This window comes from Polynucleobacter sp. 39-46-10 (assembly GCF_002282275.1).
Window position 1 is genome coordinate 1 of sequence record NZ_NCJB01000263.1, and the last position, 3,404, is coordinate 3,404.

General features: G+C 46.8%; 3 protein-coding genes. 1 reads left to right on the plus strand and 2 read right to left on the minus strand.

All coding sequences use genetic code 11. The features are described 5' to 3' along the window. Window positions 1-12: 12 nt before the first annotated feature. Window positions 13-1,473, minus strand: a complete 1,461-nt coding sequence (locus B7X71_RS13995; RefSeq protein ID WP_251371177.1) for a M23 family metallopeptidase — start codon at window positions 1,471-1,473, stop codon at window positions 13-15. Between the two features lie 70 nt (window positions 1,474-1,543). Beyond that, complete coding sequence (locus tag B7X71_RS14000; RefSeq protein ID WP_293601062.1) at window positions 1,544-2,470, minus strand: 3-hydroxyacyl-CoA dehydrogenase NAD-binding domain-containing protein; 927 nt, start codon at window positions 2,468-2,470, stop codon at window positions 1,544-1,546. A 116-nt stretch (window positions 2,471-2,586) separates the two neighbouring features. Here B7X71_RS14000 and B7X71_RS14005 point away from each other — a divergent pair. Beyond that, window positions 2,587-3,404: mandelate racemase/muconate lactonizing enzyme family protein (locus tag B7X71_RS14005; RefSeq protein WP_293601063.1), on the plus strand; the 818-nt coding region annotated here is incomplete at its 3' end.

The following is a 3,404-nucleotide window of genomic DNA, read 5'->3' on the forward strand; positions in this document are numbered from 1 at the left end:
TCACCCAATAAATTAATTTACTACGGGTGTTCCTAGCAAGAGAATTTCTCTAGTAAGTAAGCCGCTATCGCTATCACGCATATTCCATAAATCTAATTGTGTTTTTGAGGCATAGGGGTCGACATAGACTCCATCTTTTCTTAATTCAAAATGTAGATGAGGCCCAGTAGAGCGACCAGTTGATCCAACATAGCCAATCTCTAAACCGCGTCGGACTTCGTTGCCCACTTGCAACTCAACGTTGTAGCCACTTAAATGCGCATAGTAGGTACGATAGTTTCCAGGATGTTCGATGATGATGAGGTTGCCAAACGCGCCGCTATAGCCGAGATGAACTACCTTGCCTGTAGCTACGCTAAAAACTGGTGTGCCTTTTGGTGCTGAGTAGTCAATGCCCATATGTGTTCGATAGCGCTGTTTAGGGGCCGCTACAGGAGTGCCATTCTTGGGTGCTGCTGCTTTCTTACTGGATGCTCGCACACTACCGACTCCTCTGGAGATGCGTCGGTAGCTTAAGGGATTGGTCCAAAACGTGCGCTCAATAGATTCACCGCTGGCGGTATAAAAACCACCCGGGATATCGTTCCTTTCAACCCAAAATGCACTTGAAAAGACTTCGCCGCTAGCTGGGTCAATAATTTCTGCTGCCCAAATTTGCGCCCAACGCTCTTTATCACCAAAGTCCACAATCAGGCGAACAACGCTGTTGGTGTTTTCAAGCGCATTATTTTCTTCTGGATAAATTTGCTTGATGACCGAGTTCAATTCCCAAACTAGTTCAACTGGTAATTTATCGCCCACTTTTTTGGGGTCATACAACACATCGCTTAGCGGTAGTTGAATCTCTGTAAAACGTTTGGATTCATCTCTTAGATAGTCTTGTTGAATCAAGAAGCTACCAGCTGCCGAGGGTGTAAAAGTCCAAATTTCTGTCTTAGCATCTTGTATGGGGCCATTCATGATGCTAAGTGATTCAAAGCGGTTACGACTTCCTAGAGCTAGAGCGTAAGGAATGCAGTCACCCCGCATTCGATCAAAAAAACCTTGAGTTTGCGATTTAAAAAAATCACTCAAGCTGGGATCGTCTAAGCCTAAATTAGCTGGGAGACTCTCTTCGTTATAGCTTCGACGAAGGCAGCCACGTTGGATACGGTAATCTAGGTTGGCTATATCTTGATTGTTAGGTGCACCCTCAATTTGTTTGAACAATTCAGGATTTAAGCTCATGCTTTTGGCAGGCTGAGTTAGGGAGCCATTCTTCACTTGAAGCCCAGCCTGCTTACTCTTTTGCACTACAGGCTTTTGCTTTACTTGAGGTGCCTTGTTGGCTTTACTATTTTGAGTCGTAGTTTGCGCTAGAGCGCTAGAGACGAGCTCCACCCCTGGCAGTTGAATAAACCCAACTAGGGCAAATCCAGTTACTTTGATTACCCTTTTTAAAAACAGGGACCACTCACAGACTTTTTTCTTCACTCATTAATTATCCAATATTGTTGCGGCAGATCAGCGCATTTGAAGCATGCTGTGCTGCAACAATATTGAATTAATTGAGTTCGGGCGCTATTTTTAATACCTCAAATGCTGCCTTGAGACGTATTTCATAGACTTGCTTCATTTCTCTCGCTTCTTCTGGTGACCACTCTCTGAAGCCTGCGCCCTTGGACATACCCGTTTTTCCAGTGCTCACTAGATCCATGACGCAAGCAGGTGGCGCATTAATGTTGGATAGAGAAGGGTAGATTACCTCTGCGGCTAGTGCCATACCCTCCCATCCAGAGATTTCTTTTTGAGTCATTGGCCCAACTGCTGCGTAACGAAAGCCAAAACTGTAGCGCACCGCAGTATCAACATCATCTGGCGAGGCGATTCCCTCTTGCACCAGTGAGAGTGCTTCGCGCATTAAGGCATGCTGAATTCGGTTAGCCAGAAATCCCGGAATATCACGCTTGACTAATACCGGTTTTTTGCCATGGGCGCGATAGAGGCTACAAATCTGCTCTGCCATTTGAGGATCTGATGTTGCACCCAGCACCACCTCCACCAAAGGAACGATATGAGCGGGCATGAAGTAATGGGTATTGAACATGCGGTAGCTTGTTGGAAGGCCTTGCGCAATATCGCTTATAGGAAAGCCTGAGCTATTACTACCAATTGGAATGCTGGGTGGTACACGCTGATCAAGCTCGCTAAATATTGCCTTTTTCAGCTCTAGGCGCTCAGAGATGGTTTCAATAATGAGATCGGTGTTCTCCCAATCTGACCAGTCTGCGATAGTGCCAGCAATGAGTTGCGCACCGCTTTCTCGCCATGCTGGATTAATGGAGTCGGCGCATTCCTCCACCTTGGAGAGACTCAGCTTTGCTTTCTCAAGATCCCTGCCCAGCAAAATCGTGTTGGCACCAAATGCCAGAAAGCCAGCAGCAATACCCACACCCATGGTGCCCGTACCTATCACAATGACTTTACTCATAACTTTCCCAAATTTGTAAATGATGCCTGTTAATTAGCGACTCATTATTCCTTATTTATGAGCCGTCATACATCTGCAATTATGGCTACAATAATTTTTTGAATACAGGAGCCCTCATGCCAATTATTGAGTCAGTATCAGTAGCTGCAGTAGCGGTGCCTCTAGATAAGGTCACCTCTTTTTCTACGCGCACAGTTTCAGAGCGTCACTATTGCTTAGTCAAGGTACGTGGCAAAGATGGCAATGAGGGTATTGGCTTTTGCTACGTTGGTAGTGCGGGCGGAGAAATTGCCAAGATTGCAGTAGAGCAATTGCTAGCCCCAAAATTGATTGGTCAAAATAGTCATCGCAGCGAAGGACTGTGGATGGATATGTATAACGAGTCTATTTTGCAAGGGCGCGCTGGCGCAGTCATGCGTGGCATTTCTATCTTGGATACCGCACTTTGGGACTTAAACGCCCGTGCCGCAAAACTACCTCTTCACCATTACTTAGGCTCAGTTGTAGATGACCGTGTGCCGGCTTATGCCAGTGGTGGCTATTATTTAGACGGCAAAACACCTGCCAAGCTGGGTAAGGAGATGGAGTCTTACGTAAAACAGGGTTTTAAGGCCGTCAAAATGAAGGTGGGGCGTCTATCCCCAAGAGAAGAAGAGGCGCGCGTTAAGGCTGCTCGTAAGGCTGTAGGCGACGATGTTTTACTGACCTTGGATGCCAACAATGCCTGGCGTGATCTGCCAACTGCCTTGGAATATATTCGTCGCTTTGAGGCTTACAACCCATACTGGATTGAGGAGCCATTTTCACCGGATGCGATTGACCTGCATGCGGCGCTGGCACGTCAAACCAAGATCAACGTTGCTACCGGTGAGATGGAGGCTGGACGCTGGCGTTTTAGGGAGCTGATTGACGCTGGCGGTGCAGCTATTCTGCA

Excerpts from the sequence above, each read along its gene's own strand:
- B7X71_RS14000 (WP_293601062.1), bottom strand. The coding sequence starts at position 2,470 with ATGAGTAAAGTCATTGTGATAGGTACGGGCACCATGGGTGTGGGTATT.